General features: G+C 54.7%; 17 protein-coding genes, 1 tRNA gene and 2 rRNA genes (1 of these 20 cut by a window edge). 8 read left to right on the top strand and 12 right to left on the bottom strand.

Annotation, left to right across the window (positions count from 1 at the left end; translation table 11 throughout):
- The 4 genes from IPI29_12340 to IPI29_12325 form a co-directional block, all read right to left on the bottom strand.
- Positions 1 to 211 (bottom strand): 23S ribosomal RNA (locus tag IPI29_12340) (it extends 2,580 nt beyond the left edge of the window).
- A 283-nt stretch (positions 212 to 494) separates the two neighbouring features.
- Positions 495 to 568: transfer RNA gene (locus IPI29_12335), tRNA-Ile, on the bottom strand.
- Positions 569 to 714: 146 nt separating this feature from the next.
- A 16S ribosomal RNA gene (locus tag IPI29_12330) occupies positions 715 to 2,204 on the bottom strand.
- Together the 16S and 23S rRNA genes with 1 tRNA gene alongside form the textbook arrangement of a ribosomal RNA operon.
- Before the next feature lie 275 nt (positions 2,205 to 2,479).
- The gene (locus tag IPI29_12325; GenBank protein MBK7413333.1) at positions 2,480 to 2,785 is read right to left on the bottom strand and encodes a hypothetical protein; all 306 of its coding nucleotides are present in this window, start codon (positions 2,783 to 2,785) and stop codon (positions 2,480 to 2,482) included.
- 56 nt (positions 2,786 to 2,841) lie between these two features.
- Between IPI29_12325 and radC the strand changes: the two genes are divergently transcribed.
- On the top strand, positions 2,842 to 3,507 hold the full coding sequence (gene radC, locus IPI29_12320; protein ID MBK7413332.1) for a DNA repair protein RadC: 666 nt from the start codon (positions 2,842 to 2,844) through the stop codon (positions 3,505 to 3,507).
- 30 nt (positions 3,508 to 3,537) lie between these two features.
- Positions 3,538 to 4,512, top strand: a complete 975-nt coding sequence (locus IPI29_12315) for a potassium transporter (protein MBK7413331.1) — start codon at positions 3,538 to 3,540, stop codon at positions 4,510 to 4,512.
- Here IPI29_12315 and IPI29_12310 read toward each other — a convergent pair.
- Together IPI29_12310 and IPI29_12305 are read right to left on the bottom strand one after the other, a co-directional pair.
- On the bottom strand, positions 4,509 to 5,093 hold the full coding sequence (locus tag IPI29_12310; GenBank protein MBK7413330.1) for a heparin lyase I family protein: 585 nt from the start codon (positions 5,091 to 5,093) through the stop codon (positions 4,509 to 4,511). The genes IPI29_12315 and IPI29_12310 overlap by 4 nt on opposite strands.
- A 26-nt stretch (positions 5,094 to 5,119) precedes the next feature.
- On the bottom strand, positions 5,120 to 5,545 hold the full coding sequence (locus tag IPI29_12305; protein MBK7413329.1) for a hypothetical protein: 426 nt from the start codon (positions 5,543 to 5,545) through the stop codon (positions 5,120 to 5,122).
- Positions 5,546 to 5,560: 15 nt separating this feature from the next.
- On the opposite strand from IPI29_12305, the gene IPI29_12300 reads away from it, so the two are divergent.
- From IPI29_12300 to IPI29_12290, 3 genes are read left to right on the top strand one after another with little or no spacing between them, the layout of a single operon-like run.
- On the top strand, positions 5,561 to 5,902 hold the full coding sequence (locus IPI29_12300; protein MBK7413328.1) for a hypothetical protein: 342 nt from the start codon (positions 5,561 to 5,563) through the stop codon (positions 5,900 to 5,902).
- Positions 5,902 to 6,753 (top strand): J domain-containing protein, encoded by an 852-nt coding sequence (locus tag IPI29_12295; protein ID MBK7413327.1) that lies wholly within the window; start codon positions 5,902 to 5,904, stop codon positions 6,751 to 6,753. Before IPI29_12300 ends, IPI29_12295 begins: the two co-directional genes overlap by 1 nt.
- A gap of 11 nt (positions 6,754 to 6,764) precedes the next feature.
- Complete coding sequence (locus IPI29_12290; GenBank protein ID MBK7413326.1) at positions 6,765 to 7,727, top strand: ATP-binding cassette domain-containing protein; 963 nt, start codon at positions 6,765 to 6,767, stop codon at positions 7,725 to 7,727.
- 162 nt (positions 7,728 to 7,889) lie between these two features.
- On the opposite strand, the gene IPI29_12285 is transcribed toward IPI29_12290, so the two are convergent.
- The gene (locus IPI29_12285) at positions 7,890 to 10,310 is read right to left on the bottom strand and encodes a TonB-dependent receptor (protein ID MBK7413325.1); all 2,421 of its coding nucleotides are present in this window, start codon (positions 10,308 to 10,310) and stop codon (positions 7,890 to 7,892) included.
- A gap of 151 nt (positions 10,311 to 10,461) precedes the next feature.
- Here IPI29_12285 and IPI29_12280 point away from each other — a divergent pair, with 151 nt between their 5' ends.
- Positions 10,462 to 10,734 carry a HigA family addiction module antidote protein gene (locus IPI29_12280; protein ID MBK7413324.1) on the top strand — a complete coding sequence of 91 codons (273 nt, stop codon included), beginning with the start codon at positions 10,462 to 10,464 and terminating at the stop codon, positions 10,732 to 10,734.
- A 4-nt stretch (positions 10,735 to 10,738) separates the two neighbouring features.
- Here the strand turns inward: IPI29_12280 and IPI29_12275 are convergent, their stop codons facing one another.
- Together IPI29_12275 and IPI29_12270 are read right to left on the bottom strand one after the other, a co-directional pair.
- The gene (locus IPI29_12275) at positions 10,739 to 13,153 is read right to left on the bottom strand and encodes an exo-alpha-sialidase (protein MBK7413323.1); all 2,415 of its coding nucleotides are present in this window, start codon (positions 13,151 to 13,153) and stop codon (positions 10,739 to 10,741) included.
- A 2,263-nt stretch (positions 13,154 to 15,416) separates the two neighbouring features.
- On the bottom strand, positions 15,417 to 16,268 hold the full coding sequence (locus tag IPI29_12270; protein MBK7413322.1) for a 3-hydroxybutyryl-CoA dehydrogenase: 852 nt from the start codon (positions 16,266 to 16,268) through the stop codon (positions 15,417 to 15,419).
- Positions 16,269 to 16,358: 90 nt separating this feature from the next.
- Here IPI29_12270 and IPI29_12265 point away from each other — a divergent pair, with 90 nt between their 5' ends.
- Positions 16,359 to 17,168: a hypothetical protein gene (locus IPI29_12265; GenBank protein ID MBK7413321.1), complete on the top strand. Its 810-nt coding sequence runs from the start codon at positions 16,359 to 16,361 to the stop codon at positions 17,166 to 17,168.
- On the opposite strand, the gene lgt is transcribed toward IPI29_12265, so the two are convergent.
- From lgt to IPI29_12250, 3 genes are all read right to left on the bottom strand, one after another.
- Positions 17,098 to 17,898, bottom strand: a complete 801-nt coding sequence (gene lgt, locus IPI29_12260) for a prolipoprotein diacylglyceryl transferase (protein MBK7413320.1) — start codon at positions 17,896 to 17,898, stop codon at positions 17,098 to 17,100. The genes IPI29_12265 and lgt overlap by 71 nt on opposite strands.
- Positions 17,899 to 17,969: 71 nt before the next feature.
- The gene (locus IPI29_12255; GenBank protein MBK7413319.1) at positions 17,970 to 20,624 is read right to left on the bottom strand and encodes a PD40 domain-containing protein; all 2,655 of its coding nucleotides are present in this window, start codon (positions 20,622 to 20,624) and stop codon (positions 17,970 to 17,972) included.
- A gap of 121 nt (positions 20,625 to 20,745) precedes the next feature.
- Positions 20,746 to 21,555 carry an outer membrane beta-barrel protein gene (locus IPI29_12250; protein MBK7413318.1) on the bottom strand — a complete coding sequence of 270 codons (810 nt, stop codon included), beginning with the start codon at positions 21,553 to 21,555 and terminating at the stop codon, positions 20,746 to 20,748.
- 83 nt (positions 21,556 to 21,638) lie between these two features.
- On the opposite strand from IPI29_12250, the gene rsmB reads away from it, so the two are divergent.
- The gene (gene rsmB / locus IPI29_12245) at positions 21,639 to 23,048 is read left to right on the top strand and encodes a 16S rRNA (cytosine(967)-C(5))-methyltransferase RsmB (protein ID MBK7413317.1); all 1,410 of its coding nucleotides are present in this window, start codon (positions 21,639 to 21,641) and stop codon (positions 23,046 to 23,048) included.
- The last annotated feature ends 12 nt before the right edge of the window (positions 23,049 to 23,060 follow it).

The following is a 23,060-nucleotide window of genomic DNA, read 5'->3' as shown; positions in this document are numbered from 1 at the left end:
TTGATTTCTCTTCCTCCAGGTACTGAGATGTTTCACTTCCCTGGGTTAGCTCCCTTGCGGGTAATGGGACATGACTCCCATTGGGTTTCCCCATTCGGACATCCGCGGATCAAAGCATGCTTCCTGCTCCCCGCGGCGTTTCGCCGGTTGCTGCGTCCTTCTTCGCCTCTCTGTGCCAAGGCATCCACCGTGTGCCCTTTACAACTTGCCGTTTGTTTTTCGTCCTGCGACTTTCGTCGCTAATTCTCTTCACCAATGCTTGCGCATTGTTTCTACGCGTTTGCTTGTTTTCTATCGTTTTCGTCTTTGCTCGCCTATCGCTTGTGCGTCGTCATGACTCGATCACGCTCCTTAACACCTTTTTTCCAGGATGCCTCGGGCACTCTCTTAGGCCATGCCTACACGCATTGCTCAATAGACGGCTTGCTCGTTTTACGAACATTAACCTCTTCAGTTTTCAAAGAACATTGTGAATCCGATGGAGAGAACCAACGTGGGCCGAAGTGGACTTGAACCACCGGCCTCACGCTTATCAGGCGTGTGCTCTAACCAGCTGAGCTATCGGCCCGTCTCTCACATCATCACAAAGAACACCGTTAGGTGCTCTTTGACAACAGGAAGCATTTACAGAACGATCTTTCCAGTATTAAAAAGACACTATCGAGACTGATTGCTCAGATCTCGTAGAGAAATATTCTTCTCAGGTCTCCTTAGAAAGGAGGTGATCCAGCCGCACCTTCCGGTACGGCTACCTTGTTACGACTTAGCCCTAGTCACCGATTTCGCCTTCGACGGCATTACTGCCGGCTTCGGGCGCCCCCGGCTCCCATGGCTTGACGGGCGGTGTGTACAAGGCCCGGGAACGTATTCACCGCGGCGTGCTGATCCGCGATTACTAGCGATTCCACCTTCATGGAGTCGAGTTGCAGACTCCAATCCGAACTGAGACCGGCTTTAGGGATTATCTCTGCCTCGCGGCTTTGCCCGTTGGACCGGCCATTGTATCACGTGTGTAGCCCCGGACGTAAGGGCCATGATGACTTGACGTCATCCCCACCTTCCTCTCTACTTGCGTAGGCAGTCTCTCCAGAGTGCCCGGCCAAACCGCTGGCAACTGGAGATAGGGGGTTGCGCTCGTTGCGGGACTTAACCCAACACCTCACGGCACGAGCTGACGACAGCCATGCAGCACCTCTGTAAGCATCCGACTTAACGGGTCCGTCGACTTTCATCTCTGTACTACTTACACTTCAAGCCCGGGTAAGGTTCTTCGCGTTGCATCGAATTAAACCACATGATCCACCGCTTGTGCGGGCCCCCGTCAATTCCTTTGAGTTTCAACCTTGCGATCGTACTCCCCAGGTGGTATGCTTATCAGATTCCCTACGGCACTGAACCCTTGCGGGCCCAACACCAAGCATACATCGTTTAGGGCGCGGACTACCAGGGTATCTAATCCTGTTTGATCCCCGCGCTTTCGTGCCTCAGCGTCAGTTACGAGCCAGATGACCGCCTTCGCCACCGGTGTTCCTCCTGATATCTACGCATTTCACCGCTACACCAGGAATTCCATCATCCTCTCTCGCACTCAAGCCCTGCCGTATCAAAGGCACCCTCCGGGTTAAGCCCGGATATTTCACCTCTGACGCACAAGGCCGCCTACGCACCCTTTATACCCAGTAAATCCGGACAACGCTCGGGTCCTACGTATTACCGCGGCTGCTGGCACGTAGTTAGCCGACCCTTCCTTTGACGGTACCGTCCCAGAGGCCCGAGGCCTCCTTTCGTCCCGTCCGACAGTGGTTTACAAGGCGAAGCCCTGTCATCCCACACGCGGCATTGCTGGTTCAGGATTGCTCCCATTGACCAATATTCCTCACTGCTGCCTCCCGTAGGAGTCTGGACCGTGTCTCAGTTCCAGTGTGGCTGTTCGTCCTCTCAGACCAGCTACTGATCGTCGCCTTGGTGAGCCATTACCTCACCAACTAGCTAATCAGCCGCAGGCTCATCCCCATCCGCCGAAGCTTTGATCTCGCGACCTCATCAGATATTAGCCCCGGTTTCCCGGGGTTATGTCTGTGATGGGGGGCAGATAACCTACGTGTTACTCACCCGTGCGCCAGTGGTATTGCTACCCCCTAGACTTGCATGTGTTAGGCATGCCGCCAGCGTTCGTCCTGAGCCAGGATCAAACTCTCCGTTGTAGAAAGTTGATTCTAGTTCTTTGTTGTTGTTGTTTCCGAATTGATCGCATGGAACACTACTTCGCTGATTACTCAGCTCTACAGTGCACTCCATGACGGGGGTAGAACATATGTCCTACCCATTTTTTGTTACTGCTTGCTTCCTGTTGTCAAAGAACACCAGCGTTTCCGCCGTCCCCTTCGCTCCGTTTCGTTCGGCGCGGGGGGAACGACAAACATAAGGGTAACCGATGACTCCACCAAACAGGGGGTGGAAAAAAGTTCAAGGGGCCGCCCTAAACGGCTGCGTCACGTTCGGGTACACTGGGCGCACGTAGGAAGAACACCCGGAAGAAGATCACCTCGGGTATCATCAGCAACACAAGGGACAAGGTGTCCGATGTGAAGAGATCTCCGGGCTGGGCTGCCTGCGGCATAAGGATGCGCGCTATTGGTCCGGTCACTGCCCAGAGGATGGTGAATACCAGACCACACGTGGCCACTGCAAGGAATCCGCCCTTGAGTCCTTCACGCTGCCACCGCATCGTAAAGGCATACAAGACGCCCACGATATGCAGGTGGTAGATGAGGAGATCGATCATACGGGTGGATTGCCAGAGTTCTTGAACTGCCTTTTAGGGATGCAAAAATGCAACAAATGTCAACAGCCGATGCAGACAGACCACGGGAACGCTTGATACGCCACGGCTCACAAGCACTGAGCACACAGGAGCTACTGGCCCTGCTGATCAATGTGGGCACGCCGGGAGCATCTGCGGCAGAGATCGCGAATGATGTCCTACGTCGGTTCCCGACGCTTACAGACCTGGCCGGACGCGACGTAGCGGAACTCCGCGCGATCCATGGCATGGGTACAGCAAAGGCAGCCACTCTCTGCGCAGCCTTTGAATTGGCTCACCGCATTCAGGCCGAACCGTTCTCAGACCGCACGATGATCACTTCTCCAGCCGTCCTGGCCAAACTGATGGCACCACGCATGAGGCACCTGCGCACGGAGTGCTTTCATGTTGTGCTGCTGAATTCCGCCAACCAGGTGATGCGCGATGTTGCGGTGAGCGACGGCTCGCTCAATGCCGTGCTGATCCACCCCCGCGAGGTGTTTCGCCTAGCGATCGCCGAGAATTGCGCTGCTGTTATCCTGGTGCATAACCACCCGTCGGGGAACACAGAACCGTCAAAAGAGGATATCACGATCACCCGACAACTCGTAGATGCAGGACGCATCGTCGATATTCGTGTACTCGATCACATCATCATTGGTGGTGATGCATATACGTCTCTCGCAGAGCGACATCTGATGTAGCTCAAAACGTTGTTTACCACACAGGATTCCATGGCTAAACAGATCAATGACCCGGGCTTCGGGATCAAACTCGGTGGTACAGGTCGTATTGTCAGACGTGACGGATCGCTCAACGTGGGTCGCGTTGGCGATAGATTCCATTGGTCGGACCTCTATCACGCCGCTCTCATGTGGTCGTGGACAAAGTACCTTGGCCTCACCCTCGTTCTTTACATAGTGGTCAATGCTGTCTTCGGCACGTTGTACATGCTCATCGGCACGGACCAGATCCTCAACGCCCAGGATGGCGATTGGTGGATGGAACTCTCAGACGCGATGTTTTTCAGTGCGCAAACACTTACCACGGTAGGGTATGGAAACCTGGCGCCTGGTTCGCCCCTTGTCAGTGCGATAGCTTCATTGGAGGCTCTTGCCGGACTCTTCATCTTCGGGATCTTTACGGGCATCTCGTTCGGTCGGTTCTCGCGTATCAAGCCCCGAATTACGTTTGCGGAAAAGGCTGTGCTCGGACCTCATCGCGACGGATACAATGCGTTCATGTGCAGACTTGTGAATGAGCGCTCGAGCGTAGTGATGGATAGCACGGCAAACTTGATCCTGGTGATGCAGGATCCGAATGAACCACAACACAACAGACGATACTACCAGCTCAATCTCGACATCTCACACATCAGCTCGCTCGCGATCAATTGGACGCTTGTGCATACGATCACGTCCGATAGCCCGCTGTCCGGACTCCGCCTCGCAGACCTAGTACAACGGAATGCTGAGTTTCTCGTGATCCTCACAGCATTCGACGATACGGTTGGACAACAGTTCTACTCGCGCTATTCCTACAGACCTCAAGAGATCTTGGAAGGGGCGAAGTATGTGTCCATGTTCGAAACCCTTGACTCAGGTGATGTGACCGTTCATGTAGACCGTGTGCACGATACCACGCCAATGGATCTCTACCCTCTCGCAACTGTCCCGGCGCCGTTGGACGAACAACCAAGCCCCCTCTAAAGTGGCAAGGGGGAAAGACGCACATCGTCCACCAATACTTCGCATGCTTGCGATGTTGCAGTGATCCCTACTTCGATGTTGTTCTGTATCGCGATCGATAGTGGTAGTGTGGGCGCATCCACATCCAATACTCGCACTCCGTCCTGCCAAAGCTCTATGCGACCGTTCTCTTCGTGGAAGACGAAGTGGATCTTGACCTTTACCCACTTGCCGATCGGAATGGGAATAGGTGTGGCCTGACGGAACATGAGTTTGTTCCCGAACTTGTTCTCTACGGCCAACGCACCGCCACTGATCACAATGCGAGGCCCGGGAGATTGATCGATCCATCCACTCTCGAAATCGGCGATGCTGAACGGCAGCTGTGATGTGAAGTAGTACCGTGCCTCATACCAAAGCTCACTTCCCTTCTTGAAATACGCCGTTGTGCTCTCCATGGACGACTTCGATGTTACCATGCCCATCGATGGCGCAACTGCCGTGAACTTCATCACCTTGTTAGCAATGTTCGTCGGGTCGGTTGCGAGATCGATTCTATTGTCACGGAACGTACACGTACCGTTGAAAATGCATGTCCGCAACGCCACATAATCACTCAACGATGGGGCTAGGGGCTTTGCAGCGTTATCGTATTCCAGTATCGATCAACGTGCCGGATCTCCTGGATGAACACCTCTCCAAATGTTGCGTATCGATCCCATGATTCGATGAAGGTGTTCCGCGCCGGAAAGAGCCCCTGAGGTGTCTTGTAGAAGACGCTGTCTCCACGACGTTCATAGTTGGCCGCTTCAAATCCGGGCTCGAAATACTTCAACACACGTTCGCAACCGTTGCCCACGTTCTTGTAAACAAATCCGTCTATGCCAACTGTATAGACGTTGCCGTCAGAGTCTGTGATGGTTGTGAGGATATCCTTCTCAGCCGGACAGTCCTGCGGATCCACTATTGATGATGTGCACGAGATCAGTAGTGAGAACGCTAAAAACAACGCGCTCATGAGAACGATGTTCGGAGCCGTAAGTTTGGACTTCATAGAGAATTCAATCCCATGATGAAATACGTGACGAAGGCCGTCATCTTCACCGTCACCGTGTTGGTGTCGTACTTGTTGACGGGACTCCTCGAAGACCGGCTCCTCCAAGAAACAGAACGATTCAGACCTGCCACTGCTACGTGGCTCGGAATGGGCATCATCGTCTTGATCTTCGTTCCGGTCTTTGCCTACACTGAACGGGCAACAGAAGCCGTGGTCAAGATAAGCATGCAGCAAACCAAGAGCGGAGCTGGCCGCATCATTGGCGTGATCTTCTTCATTATCCTGGTCTTTGCTGTGCTCTTCGCTCTCTATCTCGACAAATGGTTCGGCCTTTCGATCGGAGATATCCTCTGATGAATTTCAATGACTACTACAAAGAACTCGAGCTCGAACGAACAGCTACGGACGATGAGATCAAGAAGGCCTTTCGGAAGCTCGCACGACAGTATCACCCTGATACCAATCCGGATAAACCCGGCGCCGAGGAGAAGTTCAAGCGTATCAGCGAGGCGTATGAGGTGCTGTCCGATAAAACAAAGCGCGCCAAATACGACCAGCTCTCGTCGCAAACATCCGCGTATCAACGCGGCAGGAGACCACGTCCGGGAGGACCGCAGGTCTCGATGGATGATGTTGGCGATATGTTCTCCGGCACATCATTCGGAGACCTTCTCTCTGAGTTGTTTGGTGGAGGGGGCGGCCGCACAACACGTACGCGTACCGCGCAAGCTCGGCCGGCACCTCCAAAGGTCTACGCTGTAACACTTACGCTTGCAGAAGCCTTCACCGGTGCCTCCAAGCGATTCGCCATCGACGGTACAAAGGTGGATGTGACCTTTAAGCCGGGCGTGGCCACTGGCCAGAGACTCCGCATTCCGAATGGTGAAATGGAGGTGACCATTGAGCCCCATACGCGCTTCATTCGTGAGGGGAACGACCTGAGGGTGAAGGAGGTGATCCCACTCTCAACGGCACTCTTGGGAGAGAAACATCCGGTAGTGACGCTAAAGGGCACCATTGCCCTTAGTATTCCGCCCGGGACCCCGAATGGCAAGATCTTAAGGATAAAGGGGCAGGGCATGCCGGTCTATGGCGTGGAGAATTCGCGCGGAGACCTGTATGTTGAGCTTACGGTCAATATTCCAACAACACTTACCGATGAACAACGAGAGCTGGCAGAGAAGCTTCGTGATCTCGGCTTGTGACCAGGCACCACATGACACGGATCACCTTCGAAAACGTTAGCAAGTCCTTCGACTCCGTTAAACCACTGCAGGATGTCTCCTTCACGATCGAACCGGGCGAGTTCTTTGTACTCGTTGGTCCATCGGGATGTGGCAAGAGTACTCTGTTGCGCATGATCGCCGGACTGGAGTCCGTAACGAGCGGCACCGTCCGCTTCGACAATGAAGTGATGAACAACGTAGAGCCACGTCAACGAGATGTTGGCATGGTCTTTCAGAACTATGCACTGTACCCACACCTCACGGTGTTTGAAAATCTTGCCTTCCCGTTGGCGATCCGCAAGGAACCAAAGGAGCGGATCAATGCTCGTGTTCGCGAGGTAGCGTCGATGCTAAGCCTTGACTCGATGCTGGACCGCAGACCAAAACAACTCTCAGGCGGACAACGTCAGCGCGTGGCCGTAGGGCGCGCCATCATCCGTCAACCACGCGTGTTCTTGTTCGATGAGCCCCTTTCCAATCTCGACGCACAACTACGCGCGCACATGCGTACAGAGATCCGCTCATTGCAACGTGCACTTGGCGTTACTACGGTGTACGTAACACATGATCAGGTAGAGGCCATGACGATGAGCGATCGCATGGCGATCTTGAATGATGGCGTTCTGCAGCAAGTAGGCACACCGGCAGACATCTACGACAATCCCGCAACGCCCTTCGTTGCATCGTTCACCGGCAGCCCGTCCATGAATCTGATCCCCCACAACGGCAAGACGTTAGGGGTTCGTCCGGAGAAACTGGAAACGGTTGCGTCGCAGGATTCCATCGCCCTTGAGGTGCTTGTGAATGCCGTTGAATTCATCGGGCACGAGTGGCTCATCCATGGTACCGTGAACAACACCATCATCATCATGCGGTGTCACGATAAAGGGGCTCATCAGGCCGGACACAGCACTACATGGTATGTCCCGAAGTCTGCGGCTCGCTGGTTTTAACACACAGAAGCATGCATGTCCACGTAGCGATCATGTGTGGTGAATTCGGCTGCACGTTTTACCGAACCCGAGATCATGATCACTGCGCAACACGCATGCCCTGGTAGTGTGTGTCACCAGAGATATAGACATCATTCGTGCTACAAAGTTTCCGTTGATCGTTCAGATCGTGTTGCCACCTCCGCCAACGCCGGGAGATTGCCGTGGTCGTGGACCCTTGTAATCGTTGATCCGGTACGAAAGGTTGAGACTCACGAGAGGATAGTCGCGCCGATTCAGAAGATCGGTTGAGAAACCTGGACCGGAAACAGAACCGCCAAACTGTGCGCTGTTAAAGACGTCCATCCAATTCAGTCCGATCGTGAGATGTTGCTCCTTGAACTCTCGGTTCATGGACAGACTCAACATCGAGAACTGCATACGCTGACCTTGCGGGATCACCTGCGGAGCAGTGTAATCAAAGAAGATCTGACTCTTGATGTCAAGCGGCAAGGTTGCGTTTGCGATCACTCTCGCATTCCATCCATACCCCGTGCTCTCATACGTCTGACCCTTAAACGTCCCTCCGGCTTCTTGGTAATAGTAGCTCAGCTCGCTGTTGATACTGAGCCATGGGGCAAGGGAAAGGTTCGCAGAGCCTGACATGCCATAGGCAATACCCTGACCGAAGTTGTAGGGCCGTTCGAGAAGAACACCAGGCTTCACTTCTTCCCTGAACCGAAGGTTGATCATGTTCTCCGTCAGACGATAGAATGCCTCAACGTTCACAACCGACGCGTCGATGTACTGCAGAATGCCAAGTTGAACCGAGTTGATGTACTCCGGCATTAAGGCAGGGTTGCCGGCTCGCCAGTAGAGAGAGTCCGTTACGTCCACGTATGGATTCAACTGCGGGCCGGTTGGACGGTTGATCCTACGAGCGTAGGAGAACTGTACACTTTGTTCCTGTGAGAAGGCATAGCTCGCACTCATGCTAGGGAAGAGATTACCGAATGATCGATCGAAATTCTGTGCCGGTGTATCTCTACTCTCGAATTGGTTGCGCGTGTGCTCGCCACGAAGTCCAGCGCGAACATTCAGATCGCCGAACTGTTCGGATGCATCAACGTAGGCCGCATAGACGTCGTCATAGTGTTTAGCTGCATTGGACAGGACCGGAGCGGGCACAAACACATTGTTCACGGCATCCAACTCTGAGAAGTTGAACTCTGAATCAATGAACTGCAAGGTTGCGTCTACACCGGTCCCGAGTTTCATGGTCGGCGTGATCGGCCATGTGTAGTCGGCAAGTGCTTCGAAGTACGACCCAATGCCAACCGTCTGCGATCTCCGTCCTGTTGACTGTCCGGCCACCTCTCCACTAGCATTTGTTGGGGTGGTCACAAGTGTATTCGTTATGTCGTAGTTGTCGGGATAGAAATAGACGTTCGCTACGAGATCATGTTCCTTCGGACCAACATGCATCGTATAGGTACCCGTAAAGCCCAGGCTATTATTCGGTCCACCGCTTGTCTGATCCATGGAGCTATAGTAGGGGGCTTGTCCATCGTTCGATGTGAACGTATTCATCCATGGGTCTTGATTCGTTCCGTTGTTTGCCCTAGCCTCTGCACTGATCGTTAGGCTATGAACGGTATCAAAGGTGATATCCGACCCTAGTCGCAATCCATACGAGTGATTGTTGTTGTGCGAAGTGCCGGTTCGCAAGAGCCCCGTTCCATCATCAAACTCGCTTACCACGTTTCTATATCGACGTTGCCTCGAGAGATAGAAGTCTGCCCCACCAAAGAAGTTCACTCCCTCGTTTCGAGAGTTCAGAGTAGTTGAGCCGTTGTAGTTGTCGTAGACACCCAGGTTCAGATCTACGATGCCATTGAATCCGGATCTGCGTTGTTTTTTCAGGACAAGATTCAGGATGCCCCCCGACCCTTGGGCATCGTACTTCGCACCAGGATTTGCCACTACCTCTACCTTCTCCAGTGCACCCGACGGAAGGGTTTTGAGGATCTGATTCGCATTCCCATACGCCGTTATGGGCTTTCCGTCGATCATGATATTCACGCCCTGCATCCCATGCACCGTTACGTTACCCTCAAGATCAACGTTCACCGTTGGCACTTGCTTGAGGACATCAAGCGCGTTGCCACCAGCAGTGGTCATCGATTCACTAACGTTAAAGACCTTCTTCCCGTCTTGATATTCGATGAGGGGGCGTTCGGCTGTGACATCCACGACATTGGTGGTTGCAGACTCAAGCGCGATCAGTCCAACATCGATCGTGTCGCTAGCAGTGCTGACGATCTGCTCGCTTAGATCACGGTATGCCGCGTGGTGTCCGGCATATGTGACGCGCAGCAGATGATCCACCCCATCAATCCCACCGATAACGAAGCTGCCATCCTTCTTGGCCACAACTCCCTTGAGGACCGTGGAATCCCTCGGATCCAGAACAGCCACATTCGCAAGAGAGAGTCGAGTTGAATCCCGGGCACTTACGGCTAGCCCCTTCACAAAGATCTGCCCATCATCAACCACCGGTAGGGCTAAGAGCCCTGCAAGACACGTAACAAGAACAAGAGACATCGCAGCACTCCTGAATTATTGGATTCAGGCGGTACGGCACGTCCTACAGAAGGTTGCAAGCGGACGCTGATATTCGTCCGCACAGATTGCATTGCATGCTATACGTTAATGCGTTAAGTTCGGCCGCGATACCATCGTTGAGGAATGAGTAATGTCACCAAAGAATAGAAGGCCCACGCACCCGGGGGAAGTTCTTCTCGAGGAGTTTCTGATTCCTATGTCCATGACACAGGTGGAGCTCGCAGCCCAGCTTGGTGTTCCGGTGCAACGAATCAATACCATCATCAACGGCAAGCGATCTGTCTCTGCCGAGACGGCGATCCTTCTTGCGGGAGTTTTTAAGACGTCGCCGCACTTCTGGATGAATTTGCAGATCTCATTTGATCTGTACGACGCACAGCTTCGATTGAATCGAGCTGCATAGAATTCTAGTTCTTCACGAACAACGATCGTTCAATGGTCGAACCCGTTGATCGTGAGATGGCATAAACGCCGGATGCGAGTTGTGATATGTCGATCCGGTTCTCCCCGTGCTGAACTACGAAGGTTCTGATGAGGCAGCCGTTCAGGTCTTGTATCTGCAGTATGGCACTTGCCCCCTCCCAAACATAGAGGAGGATGCCATCGTTGACGAGCTGGTTTGCGCGTGATGAAGTACTCTGGTCATCAACAGACGTTACGTTGGGGATACGAAGTCTACCAACGCCGATGTCGGTGGAAACCAGCAGGGAGCTATCACGTCCGAGGGTGATGTTGTTAACCTGTGTTGTGCCGAGCTCGGCCACATCAACCACATCCCAGCGTTCGCCGTCGTCAAACGAGACAACAACATTACCGGAGTACATCGTTGCAATGATCGCACCGTTCGCAACCTGCACGATGTTCGGTTCCATGTTGGGATACGGAATGTTGGAGCGGAAGTCTCGGGCAACAATGGTCCAACGTGCTCCGTTGTCATCACTACGAAGAAGTGCTGCTGATTCTACCATTGGCGAAACCGGATCATTGACCACTCGTGCACAGTGGGCAAGGACGGTTCCGGACGTGAGTGTCAACAGCGTAGTTACGTGCGTCATTCCCTCTGGCAAAGAATCAGTCCATCTCCACGTATCGCCGTCATCCGTACTCTTCGTGATCCCGCCTCGCTTGAGCATCCCTCGCACGCCTGCAGGATCTACAGTATCAACACCACGGATCGCACAGAGGAGATCGCCGTTGAGGAGTCGGGCAACATCGCTTACCTTTCCGCGCTGTGACGGTCTGACCTCTGTGAGTCCTGCTGGGACGTAGATCCACTCGCGTTTGTTGGTAAAGGACAACCAAAGCGAATCATTTCCTGCCGCCAACATATCATCGGAGAGCCGACGCATGAACGTGGCCCGACGTGGAAGAACAGTATCCACAAACGCACAGGTAGCTGGGTCGAGTTTCATCAGCATCGCGCCCGGTACAAGGACGTCGTCCTCATCAACGAACAACGTTGGCTTGCGTTCAACAACGTGCTCGTGACCTGTTGTAAGGTATTGCATTCGCTCCTTCCACTGCTCGTTCTCCTTGCGGAGCAGATGGTCGAACCCTGATTGAAGAAGCAGGGACCCATTCTCTGTTTCAACTGCGCTCGACATCGGAAGGTAAGCCGGCTCTAGATCTTTCACGTCAATGGAATCGCTGAGGATCCACGTCGACCCCAGATCAAGCGTTCTTACTACCTCTCTGAACTTCGGTGGCTGATCCGTGATCATGAAGAGCCCCTTCTCACCGAGATACGTAAGGGGCGAAGTGTTGTTGTAGAGAACTGGTGATCGACGATACCGTGCAGTGTTGACTGTTGAAGTGCCAGGTTCTAGATCGAACTCTTCCATGATCCAGGTGTCTGCTGCATCTCTCCAAACAGCAAGCACGCGGTTGCCATACTTCGAGGCCAGATCAAGTGCAAGCCGCTTTCCTGTTGACGAACCGTTCACACAGGAGAGTCGTCGGATCGATCCTGTCCGTGGTTGGATATCATACGTACATCCGGCGCTATCGAACACATAGGCAGTGCTGTCACTTGTGGCAACAACGGATAGAGTACTGTGTTCAGTCTCCGTTACAGAGCTATCATGATGCGCCATGTAGGCAAGTTGTCCGTTCAACGAACCAACAACTGCTGATCCTACTTCTACAGGGTTCTCTAGTCCAACCGGGATCGCTGTCTTCACCCACACCGTATCCGTGCGCACGTCACAGCGATACCAATATGTCTTGCCCGACCAATAGATGATGTAGGGGGCTGCCTGATGCCACACGTACGAATCAACTCCTGTATCGAGCGGCTGCACTGGGAACGGTCTCCACGTGCGGCCCAGGTCTGCGCTGAGAAGCTTACTTGTACCGCCACTGTTCGCACTCGAATCAAAGGCCGTGATGTAATGGGGCTCTATGAACTCAACGATGCCATTGTGAATTCCCTCCTTCAGAACACGCGGATCCTCTGTGAGTTTCCGCCAAGTTTCACCACCGTCCGAAGACACAACCGCAACGCGCTGATTGAACGGCGTTTGACCATGGTAGAGATACGTGCCGTCAGCCAAGACGACAAGGTTGGCATTCTTCCCCACCACGTCGGTGTAGATAGAATATTCACCGCTCCACGTCCTGCCCCCATCTTCAGACATCAACGTTGTGCCGCGCTTCCATCCCAACGTGAAGATTCGGTCGCGCACAACATCTTCCACCACGCGAGACGTCCCCACCTGCCACCCAATCGGCATACGCGGCAACCGCACGATCCAGTCAACGGACTGCGCAACCACACTCCCGTGCATGCTGCACAACACAGCAACCAAGATGAATATCTTCATCATTGTTTCATCACCAAGCGCGCCTTACCGCCTTCAACAACGTGCCTCCCTTCCAACCCCACCCTTCTTCTCCTCCCCCTTTTTGCCCCCCCTTTGTCCTTTTCCCTCCCCTCCCTTCCCTCGCAAGGCGGGACAAAAAAAAACACCCCAGGAAAATACATTTCCCCTCCCTCACGGCCCAATTCACGAAAACATAGCCCGTTCTCCCTCCCAAACAAAAATTCCCTCTCTCCCCCCCAAGCCCCAACCGCCAGAGAACGCCCCCTGTCGGAAACCCAAAGCGGACCCCTCCTAAAAACCCACCCAATGGACCCTACCCCGGGCGGGGGGGGTGTGGGAAAAAAAAAAACCACCACCCCCGCCCACCCCCCCCCCCCCCAAACCCAAACCCCCCCCCCCCCCCACCCCCCCCGGGGCGTACCCCCCGGACCGGGAAAACCGCCAAACCCAAGGGGGTGGCAGAGACCGCCCAATAACACATCCGAAAGGGAAAAAAAGGCCGGGGGGACCCCCCGGGAGGGCAACCCCCCGGCCCCCCAAAAACAAAAAAAACCCCTTGGCCAAACCAAACCGACCTACCCACCCCAACCCCGAAACCGCAGGGGGGGCCCCCCGCCCCCGGCAACGGCCCGGCCCCCCCCCCACCCTCCCCCCCAACACACCCCGCCCCGGCACCCCCCCGCCCACCAAACACCAACCCCCGGCCCCCACCCCCCCCCCCCCCGCGGCCCCCCGCCCGCCCGCCAAAAAAAAAAAAACAAAGACGGGTCGAAAAACCGGCCCGGAAACGAGGCGCGGGGCGGACCCCCCCCCCGGCGTCCCCCGCGCGGGGGACACCCCCCCAAGCGGGCGACAGGACGCAAAAAAAAAAAAGGGGCGGAACGGAAACACCCCCACCCGAACCCAAGAACCCGGAAGCGGAAACACACCCACCACCGCCGCTGAAAAAGGGGGGAAAACAGAACCGAGCGCCGAACAAACACAACAACCGGGAAAGACGGGGAAAACCCCGAACCACAAAAAAAACCAAACACGCCCCCAGCCGCGCCGAAAAGGAAACAACCGGGGGGGGAGGAGGGGAAAGGCGCGGAAGAAAGAGGAGAAGCGGAGAAAGGGCCGACGGGGGGAAAACACAAAAACCCCCCCCCCCCCACCACCAAACACCCCCCCCCGGTCCACAAAACCACCCCCCAACCGCCCCCTCCCCTTCCACCACGTTCCCACCCCCAATCGCCCCACCCCCCCACCAACAAGAACCTCCCCCCCCCCGCACGGCAACGCCGCGCGCCCCCCCCCCCCCCGCCCCCCCCCCCGGGGCTAAAGGGCCCCATCACCCTCCCAGGCCGGGCCCGGCGAGGAACCCGCCGGCCGACCCCCCGGTGGGTCGGGAAACCACCCCCCGGGCCCGGGAAAGGGGCACCCCTCAATTCCCGACCCCCCAAACCCCCGTTCCCTCGGAACACGACCCCCTAAACCCCGGGGGCGGGGGGGACCCGGGACAACCAAACCCAGGCCCCGGACCGGGGCGGAGAGGGAAGGGCGGGCGGTGCGGGGGGCGGGAACCTCAAACAACCAACAACCCCCCCCCCACCAACCCCCCAGGGAACCTTTACTTAAGAGGGGCGCCCCCCAAAAAAACCAAAACCCCAGGCGGAACCCAAACAAGGGACCCCGAAAACCCACCGGAGGGCCGGGGCCGAAACCCCCACGGAGCCGGGGGGAGACCCCGCCGGACGAAAGGGGGGAAAACCCCCCGAACCCCCCCCAAGGACGAAACCCGAACAACAACCGACCGCGGCCAACCCTTTTTTTCCCCCACGGAGGACCCCTTTTTGTTTTTCTGCGAGGGGACGCGCCACAGCCCTTCCCCCTTCTCCCCGGACAGCACCACCCCCCCCCCCCTCCCCCCCCCCCCAACAACCCCCTACCACACCCCCGGGCCGGGAAAAACCAACCCGGACCCCCCCACGGAAGAAAGAGCCCCAAAGGAAAACAAAAACGCAACCCCCCCCCCGAAGACGCCCCCCGCGCCCCCCGCCCCCGGCCCGCCCCCCCGGGCCCCCGGGGCCCCCGGGGCCCGCCGGGGCCCCCGGGCCCCCCCCCCCCGCCCCCCCCCCCCCCCCCCCCCCCCCCCCCCCCCCCCCCCCCCCCCGACTAGACCTCGTAGTTGCGCCCGTCATAAACGTCATGATGTCATAACGTCATAAGAGTCATTTCGTCATTCGTCATTAGTAACTAGTAACTAGTAATTAGTCATTAGTCATTAGTAATTATAAAACCCCTTCCCGCTCTTCCTTCCCAGGTGTCCGGCAGCAACCATCTTGCGAAGCAGCGGGCACGGACGGTACTTGGAGTCGCCAAGGCCATTGTGCAACACTTCCATGATCGACAGACATACATCAAGGCCAATGAAGTCCGCAAGTGTTAGGGGGCCCATCGGATGTGCCATACCAAGCTTCATCACCGTATCGATGTCTTCAACAGAGGCAATACCTTCCATCACACAATACACCGCTTCGTTGATCATCGGCATCAGAATGCGATTGGAGATGAAGCCGGGATAGTCTTGCACTTCCACCGGAACCTTGCCCATCTTCTCGGCAAGGGCCTTGATGAGGGCGTACGTTTCGTCACTCGTGGCAAGTCCGCGGATGATCTCGCACAGCTTCATCACCGGGACCGGATTGAAGAAGTGCATGCCGATGAACTTGTCGGCGCGTGTTGTGCCCCCTGCCAACTCTGTGATCGAGATTGAGGACGTATTGGATGCGAGGATGGCTTCGGGTTTGCACACCGCATCAAGGGTAGCAAAGATCTGCTTCTTGATCTCGAGACGTTCACTGGCTGCTTCGATCACAAGGTCTGCATTGGCAGCACCTGCCTCAAGCGAGGTGTTGGTGGAAATGCGGGAGAGCGTTTCGGTCATCACATCGGCGGTGATGGCTTCCTTCTTGACCTGACGTTCCAAGTTTGACGTGATGGTCTTCATGGCTCGTTCAAGTGCTGTATCGCTGACGTCTACCAGCGTGACCGTGTAACCGCTTTGAGCTGCAACGTGAGCGATCCCGTTGCCCATTGTGCCGCCGCCAATGACCGTGATGTTCTGGACAGACATTTCATTTCCTTAATGGTGTGAACGTCAAAATTAACGCCCTTCGGCGTATGTTCACGGTGCTGAACGGTTCTAAATATGGGAAGGGGCTCCATGCCTGTGGATAGCAACGATCCAAACCTGCCAAAAGAGGTCCACGTTGAACGAGAGAAGACGAAGCGCACGCTGATCGTTGCCTTGGCGATCACCATCGTTGGCGTACTTGCCACGGTGTTGTTCTTCCAGAACGTTACCAATCGTGGTGGAACGCTGAAGGTGACGGATAAAGGGGTTGAGGTAACGCTGGAGCAGCCGATCACTGCGCAATTGGGCACGCCGTCCGAGAATGTCAAAGCGTTCGGTGACAGTGTGACGTTCACAACGGGCACGATCTCGGACAGCGCTTTACGGTCGATTCCGGGCGTCAAGACCGATGGCGCGTTCTCTGGTCAGAATCTCGTCGACACTACTGCCGGATTCGTGTTAGCAAGCGACAGACCATCAGCATGGACCCTGGAACGCACAAAGGAGGGCCTGCAGAGGCTTTCTGCGAACGATGGGAGTCAGATCACAGTGCGTGCTGAGCCAGCGACGCGAGCAAACGATCCAGATAGATTGGTGCATAGACTTTTGGACTCGTTGCAGCGCACCGGAACCAAGGCTGACTCGAGGATAGACTCAGCGGCAAAGACAGTGATGATCTGGTATAGAGATCCCCAGACGCAGGAGACTGTCTGCGTGAAGTTCGTGGAAGCGAACGGCATGATCTATACTGCGAAGGCAACCACAAAGGACCCTTCTTCTGTCACTAGTCTCGTGAAGAGTGTGTTCGGCTTTACTGTGATCGCGAAACCTACCGCGCTGAAGCCGACCGTGAGGAATCCCCGCTTGATCGTACCAAGTACCAGACGCCTGCCGCGATAAAGGGGATGCTGAGGATCTGACCCATATCGATGGGGAGGGATGCCTCAAAACCAACCTGGTGTTCCTTGAGGAACTCAACGAGGAAACGCCCGGTGAACAGCACAACAAGGAAGATCCCGAACAGCCTACCTGGTGCGGCCATCGCTACTCCCTTGCGATAGAGCAGCCATAGCCCAATGAAGATCACAAGGCACAATAAAGCCTCATAGACCTGTGCCGGGTGCCGCCAGACTGGTAGGACATCATTCAGTTTGAACCAGAACGCCCACGGCACGTCCGTTGGACGTCCAACGATCTCTGAGTTGAAGAGATTGCCAATTCGGATACACATCCCGGAGAGCGCGGCAACGATGGCAAGCCTATCCAGCAGCCACGTCATCGAATATCCCTTCCGCTTTCGATGGAAGAGCCACAGCCCAGTGATGATGCCTATGGCGCCTCCATGGCTGGCTAGTCCGCCATGCCAGATGGCGAAGAGTTCAAATGGGTTCTTCAGAACGATCTCGGGCTCGTAGAAGAGTACGTGACCCAGTCGGGCACCTAGGATGGTACCAGCGATCATGTAGATCGTAAGGAGATCCAAATCCTTGAGTTCCTTTTTCTCAGTAACGAAGATCTTCTTCATCACCTGGTAACTCAAGAGAAACGCGGTTGCGAACAACACTCCGTACCAACGCGGTGAAAGCGGGCCGAGTGTAAAGATCGTTGGGTCAACATTCCATTCTATCATAGCTGCGAATGTAAACAGAAAGCGCCCGACGTTTAGTCGGGCGCTTTGGGAATTTCACTGTGAGGCGATCGTTATTCGCCGAGTTCTGCGTCGATGAGCGGCGTTTCGATCTTCACCTGAACCGTGCGATTGAAGAAACGTCCTTCAGGAAGTTCGTTCGAGTATAGCGGCTCTTCTTCGCCTGTGCCACGGGTGTTAAGCTCCTTGAAGTCTGACGTGCGCTTCTTGATGAAGTTCTCGGCTGTGCGTGCACGGTCTTCGGAGAGTTTCTTGTTACGCGTATCCAGACCAACAACGTCTGTATGACCGTCAATGCTGATCACAGAGGACTTCTTCACGCGAGGGAACACCCATGTAGACATGATGCGCTCGTTAAGTTCACCGGCTTCCGGAGAGTCAAACTTGAAGAGGATCAGATTATACTTTTCGAGAGTGAACTCTGCACCTTTGTCTACGCCAATCGATTTAGAGGAAACTCGCTTGACGGGGATGGTTACGGTATCCGACTTGCACTCTTGACCGTTCTTTGAGGTCACAACGAGGACAGCCTTGTAAGGATTGAGGTTGATCTCTGCTGTTCCTTCCGGACCCTTTTCCTGTGGATACTCCATGTCCGTGTTGGTCCAGTCCCACTGCTTGGTTGGGTCTACCGTACCAATTTCCTTTAAGACATTCCACGGCTGACTATTACGGAAGACCTCGATGCGACGGGAGGCAACGATGCCGGCGTCGATTCCGTTCTTCATGGTCCAGTTCATCTGATCCGGATCAGGCGTAACCGTTGGGTCATTGTCAAGGATCGGACGTTGAACTTCCCAGAGATCATCTGATGACCCGCCTGAGAATCGCAGCTCTGTGCGGCGGTTCTCTACAATACCAAACGTATCGTTTGGATTGGAGCGAAGTTCCGGCCAACCACGAGCAGTAACCTTCATGCGATCTTCACCGATACCCCAAACATTCTTGAGGTAATCATAGACGAGCTGGGCACGTTCTTTTGGAAGCGAGGAGTTTTTGTCTTCGTTCTTCTCGTCTACACAACCAACAAGTTCGACTTTCACGTTTGGATACTTCTTCAGACGATATCCAAAGATGTTCAGCACGTGGTAATACTTGTCGAGTGTGCCACCCGGAAGGAGTTCGTCATTGAAGCCATTTGTCTGTGATGCTGTGATCAGCTTATAGCGGCTAGGCATTGCACTGCTATTGAGATCGAAGAACACATACGGAAGCATTGGGTAGAGCTGGATAGTTGCCCGCTCTTCCATCACGAGTCCCTTGAACGAATTGTTCAGCTTCTTGGCCCAGCGAGAGAATTCCATTTCTGCATTCAGGACCGGACGCTGACCAAGGGTGATGGTCTTGCGGATCTCTGTTTGCTGATTCGCTTCTGAAGCATTCGTTGTCTTACCCGGATCCTTAACACCAATCACGATCGAACGCTCTCCATAGTTCGGCGAATACGCCGTTACAGTGAGTGTTGTAGAGTCTTCGCGAGTTGCGCCGGTTCCATAATCGTCATTGCTCACGATAAGGTTGTTTTCCGTGCGCTGTTGGTCAACACTGTCTTTTTGCGTACGAGCTGTTTTGTTGTTGCGGAACGTGAGAGTTGCAGGGATGTTCTGACCCGTGCATTCGTCAATGACGTTCACGATCACGTTCACAGCACGGAAGTAGGACGGGATGAAGGCCATGAAGACGTCGAGGTCTCCCTGGAATCCGCTGATGTCCGTACGGCGCGAGGAGAAGTACAACACGTCGCCAGAGGCTGGCAAGGAAATGAACTGCTCATCTTGGTTCGTGTTGATCGGAGCAGGAAGCTGCTCTGGTTTAGACCATTTCTCACGGCCATCGCGATCCTTTTCACCGGTCTTCTTGGTGCGGTAGAAGTCAAGCCCACCCATATTCGGGAGGAGACCATTTGACGCGAAGAAGAGTGTGTAGCCATCGGATCCAATGAACGGAGAAACCTCCTGCTTTGCGGTGTTCACTTCAGGGCCCATGTTCTTGGCGGCTTTCCACTCACCAAGATCATCGTCCCAGTCGCAGTACCAGATGTCGATGTCATCATCGCCTTCGCCATCCGGGTTTGTTGGAGACGGGCGGTTCGAGGAGAAATACAGACGAGACTTGTCTGGAGTGATCGTTGGCTGCGAGTCCCAGAATTCTGAGTTCACAGTACGGCCAAGGTTACGTGGCTTAGACCAACGGTCACCTTCGATCTCAGCAACGTAGATATCACAGTCACCAAGACCGTCCGGACGGTTACAACCGGTGAAGTACAGGGTCTGTCGATCCGCAGCGATAGAGGCAACACCTTCGTTCATGATCGTATTCACACCCGCATCGACAGTGTCGATGTTCACCGGGGCGTAGAAGATCGTGTCGAGGTTGTTATCCTTCTTCGCCGACCAGAAGTCGTGCGAGAAGTCCCCATCCTTCGTCACTCGACTGCCTTGGCGGTTAGACACATAGTACAGTGTCTTTCCATCAGCACTGATCGTTGGACCGTAGTCCAATCCCTTGTGATTGATGACCTTCCCAAGGTTCAGGATCCTGATCTTTCGTGGATCCTCCAGGATGTCCCCGCGCGAATCTTCATCCGCCGATACAGTTGACTCTATGGTCACGCCATAGAGATACAACTCCGAGTTCGATGCTGCGGCCCGACCTTGCGCAAAAAGTAGTAAAGCGCCGACACAGACCGTCACCAATCGCTGCATCATACACATCCCGTCCTAATGATGATTTCGTCCCAACCACTTGGGTGTCCCGTTTCCGACATTCGTTGTTTTAGACAACGGACGGAAAAAATAGGTAAATGTGGATAACCACCAAAGTATATCGTCACAGAATGTGACGAACCTCGGCAGAAAATTGCAGCGAACGGACCGAAAAGCCAGCCCCCTGAGCACTGATAGAGGTTACTGGGAACAGGAATTGGACCGTTGGGCTCAAAAACATTTTTTTTGATAGTCGGATCTCCATCCCTACCCCGGCCACGATTCCCAGTTGAACGGAGTTAAGATCTGCCAAGGGCCCGTTCTGCAGGGAAACGGATGTTCCTTCCCCACCAGGAAGGCTTACCGTGGCCACTTCGCCGTTCGGAAACGTTACGGTCTCCGTTTCCAAGGTCTTGGTGTGACTCAAGCCCGAGGAGAACACATAACCAACAGAGGCGCCAAGCCGGGCAAAGAACAGATCAAAGAAATGGTGCTTCACGTAGGGCATTGCTGTGAGGACATTGAGATCAAGCTGGGCTTCGTTCAAGAAGGTGATCGGCACAGTGAAGGACCTCCCGGAAGGGCTGGTCTGTACCACGCCTTCCTCCTCGCGAAACCGTCCCGTAAGCCCCCTGCTGTCATAACCGAGGGTAACGCCCCAGGTGAATTGTGATCTCGTGAGCCGCTCGAACATCAATCCGGCCACAAAACCGGCACCGGCACCACCAGTGAAATCACAATTGCAGTTCGTAGTAAAGGTTCCGCCCTGTGTTGTAGACCCAAGACCGACGAATGCGCCTACTTGACTGTATACCAGACGCTTGCGGACAGCAATAGGGTCACTGTCCATGACATTCACCTGTGCATGTAGGGTGCCCATTGCCAAAAAACAGGCAAGGATCAGGATAAGGGGCTTGCGGTTCATGTTAGACATTGATGAAACTTATCATGGGTGGAGTTCAATCGCAACTTGTGAGTACGGTAAACAACATGTCATTTCGGTATACTTGTGACCCTATGACAGACCAGCAAGCACCTTCAGAGGCCATGCGAGACGAGCAGGCCGCCCCACGTGTCGAAGATTCTTCGACTACGATCTTCCAAACCGCTCGCGGCACGGCCGTGAAGCTCCTTAGTCGTTATGAGAATAGTGACTCCTACATCGACAAACTTCTCGATGGTGAGTTACGACGCTCGGAGCTAGAGCCCGCAGACCGCGCACTAGTTACCGAACTTGTAAACGGAACCGTACGGTGGCAATCCCGACTTGACTGGGTGTTGACAGGATTCTATCACGGTGAGTTTGCGAAATGCCTGCCCCTTGTCAAGAACTCTATGCGAATTGCTCTGTACCAGATGCTATTCCTGTCAAAGATCCCCGCTCCGGCTGCGATCAACGAGTCCGTTGAGATCGTCAAACGCATCAAGGGGGACAAACACGCCGGGATCGTCAATGGTGTGCTTCGGAACATCCTTCGGAACGTCCAAACGATCCGCTATCCGGATCGTCAGGAGAACGAGGTTCTTCACCTGTCCATCCACTACGCACATCCCCAATGGATCGTTCGTCGGTACGTTGATCGGTTTGGAGGCGAGCAGGCAGAGGCCATTCTTTCTGCGAATAATCATCGCCCGATGCTCACGCTTCGAGTGAATACCATGCGATCGTCAATGGAAGAGATTGAACGCCTCCTTACAGAGGCCGAGATTAAGTATGAGGTCTCACCGGTCCACCCGTCGAGCATCATGATCACGTCACTTCGTGACGTGCGGGCCCTGCCGCTCTTCCAGAATGGCCTTGTAACGGTCCAGGACGCCAGTGCAAGCCTTGCAGTACAGTTAGCCCACCCACAGCCGGGCATGATGGTCATCGACCTCTGTGCGGCCCCGGGAGGGAAGGCGGTTCACGCTGCTGAACTCATGAACAACACGGGAACGGTTGTAGCCCTTGAGAAGTATGAGTCCAAACTTCGATTCATCGAAGAGAACGCTCAACGTTCAGGGATCTCTATCGTGGCTGCTTCTCAGGGCGACGCCCGTGAATATTCTCAGAAAGAACAGGCCGACCTGGTTCTGGTGGACGCACCGTGTACGGGAATGGGTACGCTGTCGAAGAAGCCCGACATCAAATGGCGTCGAGATATCGATGACATTCGCAAAATGTCCGTAACACAGAAAGAGATCCTAGATCATGCCGCCACCCTCGTTAAGCCGGGTGGAGCCATTGTCTACAGCACTTGTACGATTGAACCGGAAGAGAACTCCGGAGTAGTGACCTGGTTCCTCGAGAAGCATCCTGAGTTCACACTCGATCGGGCCGAAAACCATCTACCCGCAGATGTGTGTGAGGATGGCTTCCTCCAGACCTTTCCGCATAAGCATAAAACTGACGGCGCCTTTGGTGCCCGCCTTGTCCGCAGATCGTAACGTATCACTAAC

The sequence above is a fragment of the Ignavibacteria bacterium genome, from assembly GCA_016707005.1.
GTDB lineage: Bacteria > Bacteroidota > Ignavibacteria > Kapaibacteriales > Kapaibacteriaceae > UBA10438.
This window is presented reverse-complemented; position numbering and strand designations above follow the sequence as displayed.